5 protein-coding genes are annotated in these 5476 nt (G+C 70.7%); 4 read left to right on the top strand and 1 reads right to left on the bottom strand.

The window, feature by feature from the left end:
* Window positions 1–103 precede the first annotated feature (103 nt).
* On the bottom strand, window positions 104–880 hold the full coding sequence (gene yaaA, locus ACFWQC_RS28240) for a peroxide stress protein YaaA (protein WP_378686138.1): 777 nt from the start codon (window positions 878–880) through the stop codon (window positions 104–106).
* A 102-nt stretch (window positions 881–982) separates the two neighbouring features.
* Between yaaA and ACFWQC_RS28235 the strand changes: the two genes are divergently transcribed.
* The 4 genes from ACFWQC_RS28235 to ACFWQC_RS28220 all read left to right on the top strand — a co-directional run bounded on the left by ACFWQC_RS28235 (window position 983) and on the right by ACFWQC_RS28220 (window position 5408).
* Window positions 983–1303 (top strand): hypothetical protein, encoded by a 321-nt coding sequence (locus ACFWQC_RS28235; protein WP_378686135.1) that lies wholly within the window; start codon window positions 983–985, stop codon window positions 1301–1303.
* A gap of 17 nt (window positions 1304–1320) precedes the next feature.
* On the top strand, window positions 1321–2784 hold the full coding sequence (locus ACFWQC_RS28230; protein ID WP_378686131.1) for an RNB domain-containing ribonuclease: 1464 nt from the start codon (window positions 1321–1323) through the stop codon (window positions 2782–2784).
* A 58-nt stretch (window positions 2785–2842) separates the two neighbouring features.
* Window positions 2843–4126: a hydroxyacid-oxoacid transhydrogenase gene (locus tag ACFWQC_RS28225; protein WP_378686128.1), complete on the top strand. Its 1284-nt coding sequence runs from the start codon at window positions 2843–2845 to the stop codon at window positions 4124–4126.
* Window positions 4127–4196: 70 nt separating this feature from the next.
* Window positions 4197–5408 (top strand): multidrug effflux MFS transporter, encoded by a 1212-nt coding sequence (locus tag ACFWQC_RS28220; protein ID WP_378686125.1) that lies wholly within the window; start codon window positions 4197–4199, stop codon window positions 5406–5408.
* Window positions 5409–5476: the final 68 nt, after the last annotated feature.

Below are 5476 nucleotides of genomic sequence, written 5' to 3'. Positions count from 1 at the left end.
TCGCACCCGGGGGGGCCCGGGGGGCCCCCCCCGCCGGAGCCGCTAGGCGGAGGCGTGTCGAGACCAACACGGTCGCTATGTGGCCGAATGGGCGGACCGGGACTCAGATCTCGGCGACGATGATGTCGAGCTGGGTGCCGGTCTTGGTCGCGGGGGCGGTCTCGACGGTCCAGCCGAGGTCGCGGAAGGCGTCGGCGAGCTTGGCGGGGGTGCGGGGGTTGGCGCCGGACTCGAGGAGGGCTCGGACGAGGCGGCCCTTGGTGGCCTTGTTGAAGTGGCTGACCACCTTGCGCTGACCGTTGTGCTCGTGGAGGACACGGACGGTGGCGGTGCGGGCGGCGACCTCCTCGGGGCGCCAGAACGCGGCGTACGTCCCGGACCGGAGGTCCACGAGCAGGCCGTCGCCGAGGGCCTCGGTGATGCCGGCGCCGAGGTGGGCGCGCCAGTGGGCTTGGACACCGCCGATGCCGGGGAGGGTGGTGTCGCCCGAGAGACGGTACGCGGGGATGCGGTCGGCGAGGCCGACGAGGCCGAACACGGAGCTGGTCACCATGACCCGGCTGGTCGCGCGGCGTTTGGCGGCCGGCGACAGGGTGGCGGGGGAGAGGGCGTCGTAGAGGACGCCGGTGTAGATCCGGTCGGCGCGCGCGGTCGCGGCCTCGAACAGGTTGGCGTTCAAGGTGACGAGCTCGGGCTGGGTCTTCGGGATGCCGAGGATGTCGACGGCCTCGTCCGGGCGCGTGGTGCAGAGCTCGACCAGCGCGTCGATGACCTTGGCGCGGGCCGGGTTGAGCACCGGGAGACGGAGGTCGTCGAGCGCGAGCGGGTTGCCGCGTACGGCCGCGGTCTTGCCCTCCGAGGGCGGCAGCAGGATCAGCACGGGGACTATCGTGCCGCCCGGGACCGGGATGGCCGAATCGAGGATTGGGTATCTTTCAAAGCGCACGTGACCTGGGAGAACGCGCGGGCTTACGTTCCAGTCATGATCGTTCTGGCCGCCGAGACCGCCTCCGGGTCCAACCTCGGCGGCTTCTTGGTCGTGATCATCATCGTCGGCCTGTTCTGGCTGATCCAGGACGTCTCGAAGAAGTCCAAGGCGCGGTCGGCGCACCTCAAGGCGAAGCGGTCGCTGACCTCGTCCCAGCGCCGCGCACTGGCCAAGATCGACAGGTCGGCGAGGTCGTACAACGGCTCCAAGAAGGACCTGTGGGACCAGTTCGGCGCCTTCAAGGGAAACCCGAAGGCGTTCGGCAAAGAAGCCGCCGCGCTGCACAAGACGTACAAGGCCTCGAAGAAGAAGTAGCCACTACAGTTCTGGCCATGGGCTCCGCACGCATCATCCGGGTCGCCAGTGCCGACAACGGTGTCGCCGCCGCCACGCTCCGCGACGGGATCGCCGCGCTCCAGGCAGAGCTGGCGGTGACCCCCGAGTTTCCGCCGGAGGTGGAGGCGGCGGCGGCCGCCGCCGCGGCCAACCCCAGACTTCCGGAGCTGGACCGCACCGACCTGCCGTTCGTCACGATCGACCCCGAGACGTCGATGGACCTCGACCAGGCGCTCCACCTCGAGCGCGACGGTGACGGCTACGTGGTGCACTACGCGATCGCCGACGTGGCCGCCTTCGTGGCGCCCGGCGACCCTGTCGACGTGGAGGCCAACAAGCGCGGCGAGACGCTCTACGCCGCTGATGCGAAGATCCCGCTCCACCCCAAGGTCCTCTCCGAGGACGCCGCGTCGCTGCTCCCGGACCAGGTACGCCCCGCCCTGCTGTGGACCCACAAGCTCGATGCGTCCGGCGAGGGGACCGACACCTTCGTCGAGCGCGCGCTGGTCAGGTCGAGGGCCAAGCTCTCCTACGACGGTGTGCAGAAGATGTTCGACGGCGACGGGTTCGGCGACACCGACTACGCCTCGTCGCTCGAGCTGTTGAAGGAGATCGGCGAGAAGCGGATCGCTCTCGAAGCGGCCCGCGGCGGGGTCAACCTGCCGCTGCGCGACCAGGAGATCTCGGTCCAGGGCGACCACTGGTCGCTGGAGTACCGCGACCTGCTCCCCGTCGAGGACTGGAACGCCCAGATCTCGCTGCTCACCGGCTTCGGGGCGGCAGACCTGATGGTCTACGCCCGCATCGGGCTCCTCAGGACCCTCCCCGAACCCGACCCCCGAGACGTCCAGCGGCTGCACCGCACCGCTCGCGCGCTCGGGCTGGAGTGGCCTGCGGAGATGCTCTACCCCGACTTCGTCCGCTCGCTCGACGGCAAGCTCGGCAAGCACGCCGCGATGGCGATCGCGTGCACCCGGCTGCTGCGCGGGAGTGGGTACGCCTCGTTCAACGGTGAGCTCCCCGAGCTGACCGAGCACTCGGCGCTGGCCAACGAGTACATGCACGTCACCGCTCCGCTGCGCCGGCTGATCGACCGCTACGCCGGCGAGGTCTGCCTGGCGCTCTGCGCCGACCAGCCGGCCCCCGACTGGGTGACTGCTGCGTTCACCACCCTCCCGGACACCATGCGTGCCTCCTCGCGCACCAGCGGTGCCTACGAGCGCGGCGTCGTCGACCTCGTCGAGGCCGGGGTGCTGTCCCAGCGGGTGGGGGAGACCTTCACCGCGGTCGTCGTCGAGATCGACGAGGAGGACAAGCAGAAGGGCTCGATCACCGTCGAGGAGCCGGCCATCGAGGCTCGGGTCACCGGCGCGACGGCCCTCCCGCTCGGTGAGGAGGTCGAGGTACGCCTGGAGACGGCTGACGTCGTCGCCCGGAAGATCAGCTTCACCATCGCCTGATGGCAGTTGGGCAGTCCGACCCGTGAAACCGCTATCGGACGGTCGATATCGTGCGCTCATGACGCACGCAACACCCGAGACCGTGTTCACCTATGGCTCCCCGCAGCTCAAGTTCGGCACCGGCGCATCGGCCGAGATCGGCTACGACCTCGCGTCGCTGGGCGCCCGCCGCGCCCTCGTGGTGACCGACCCCGGCATCTCCGCGACCGGGCTGCCGCAGCGCGTGGCCGAGCAGATGAAGGCGTACGACGTCACTGCCGTCGTCTTCGACGGCGTCCATGTCGAGCCGACCGACGAGAGCATGCGTGAGGCGGTCGAGTTCGCCCGCGAGAACGGGCCGTTCGACGCGATCGTGGCGGTCGGGGGTGGGTCGAGCATCGACACCGCGAAGGCGGTCAACCTGCTGACCACCAACGACGGCGACCTGATGGACTACCTCAACGCGCCGGTGGGTCGCGGGCTCGCGCCGGCCGACCCGCTGCTGCCGCTGGTCGCGGTGCCCACCACCACCGGGACCGGGGCGGAGTCGACGACCGTGTGCGTGCTCGACGTGCTCTCGCTCAAGGTGAAGACCGGGATCTCGCACGCCCGCCTGCGGCCCACGCTGGCCGTCGTCGACCCCGACCTGATGATGACCCAGCCCGCCGGGGTGACCGCCGCGTCCGGGATGGACATCCTGTGCCACGCGCTGGAGAGCTACACCGCCCGGCCCTACACCTCCTACGACCGCAAGGAGCCGGCGCAGCGGGTGCCCTACTGCGGCGCCAACCCGATCTCCGACATGTGGTCGGAGAAAGGGCTCTCGCTGCTGGCCGGCTCGTTCCGGCAAGCCGTGGCGCACGGCGACGACACCATCGCGCGCGGTGACATGGCGTTCGCGGCCACCTTCGCGGGCCTGGGCTTCGGCAACGCCGGCGTACACATCCCGCACGCCTGCGCCTACCCGATCGCCGGGCGGGTGCGCGACTTCCACCCGGCGGACTACCCCGGGGACGAGGCCCTGGTGCCGCACGGGATGGCGGTCTCGCTGACCGCTCCGGAGGCGTTCCGCTACACCTTCGACGCCGCCCCCGAGCGGCATCTGCGTGCGGCCCGGCTGCTGGCGCCCGGCTTCGACGAGTCGAAGGAGGAGCCCCGCGACGTGCTGCCCCGGGTGCTGAGCGACCTGATGCGGGACATCGGGATCCCGGCCGGGATCGGCGAGATCGGCTACGTCGCGGGCGACATCCCCGATCTGGTCGAGGGAGCGCTCAAGCAGCAGCGGCTGCTCGCCACCGCGCCGAAGCAGCCCTCGGCGGCGGACCTGACCGGGATCTTCGAGAGGTCCATCACGCTCTGGTGAGGAATGCCCGGCGGGACTACGGCGTTCGGTTGGTTGTCTTCTTCAACCAAACTCTCCGGAGGTTCCCTCGGTGACGTCAGTCCCGCCGCGGCTCTTGCTCGCGCTCGCCCTGCTCTCGGCATCCGCGCCGCTTGCGATCGACTTCTACCTGCCCTCCTTCCCGCAGATCGGCACCGACCTGGGTGCCGCGGCGAGCAACGTGCAGCTGACCCTCACCGCCTTCCTGATCGGGCTCGCGCTCGGACAGATCGCCTGGGGGCCGATCTCCGACCGCTTCGGACGGCTCAAGCCGCTGCTGATCGGTTCGGTCGTGGCCGCGGCGGCCGGTGTCCTGGCCGCCCTGGCGCCCTCTGTCGAGCTGCTGATCGCGGCCCGCTTCCTCCAGGCCCTCGCAGCCGCGGCGGGGATCGTGATGGCTCGGGCGATCGTGGCCGACGTGCTTCACGGCTTCGCCGCCGCCCGGGCGATGTCGATCATGATGTCCATCAGCGGGATCGCGCCGATCCTGGCGCCGGTGATCGGCGGCGCCATCGCCGGGTTCGTGCCGTGGCGCGGGGTGCTCGGCATCGTCGCCGCGATCGGCGTGCTGCAGGTTGCCGTCGTGCTCCTGGCGATCCGGGAGAGCCTGCCGGCCGAGCGCCGCACCAGCCGGGTCGAGTACGCCGACCTCGGCCGTCTCCTCGCCAAGCCCGCCTTTCTCGGCTACACGCTGACGCAGTCGCTCACGTTCGCCACCCTGATGACGTACGTCTCCTCCTCCTCGTTCCTCTACCAGTCGGTGATCGGTACGTCGGCGGCGGTCTACGGCATCGGGTTCGCGGTCAACGCCGCCTTCCTGACGGTCGCCGGGCTCTTCTCGGCGCGGCTGGCCAAGCGCCAGGTGCACCCGGCGCGGATCATCCGCTCGGCACAGCCGGTGATGGCTCTTGCCGCGCTGTTCGTGCTGGTCGTGGCGCTGCTGCCCGTGCCGAAGGCGCTCATCCTGCTGCCGATCCTGGTCGTCACCACCTGCGTCGGCCTGGTCATGGGCAACACCGGCGCCCTGGCCATCGAGCAGGCCCGGCCCGCGGTCGGATCCGGCTCGGCGCTGATGGGCGGGATCATGTTCCTCGGCGGTGGCCTCGCCTCCCCGCTCGGCGCCGTCGCCGGTGAGCACACCGCGGTGCCGCTGGCGATCACCATGGTGGTCACCTCGATCCTCGGCGCCGTCGCGTTCACGTTCGCCCGCCGCTCGGTCGCGCGCAACCCGGAGTCCGAGGCGGCCTTCGCCACCGCGGCCTAACAGCCGAGGCGTCACCCCCGTCGGCCGAGGCGTCACTCAGGTCGGCCGAGTGGGCACGGTGGTGCCCC

Origin of the sequence: Nocardioides sp. NPDC058538, from assembly GCF_042719275.1 — a bacterium.
Classification (GTDB): Bacteria; Actinomycetota; Actinomycetes; order Propionibacteriales; family Nocardioidaceae; genus Nocardioides.
The sequence above is the reverse complement of the archived record's forward strand: the minus strand, read 5'-3'. Positions and strand labels throughout refer to the sequence as shown.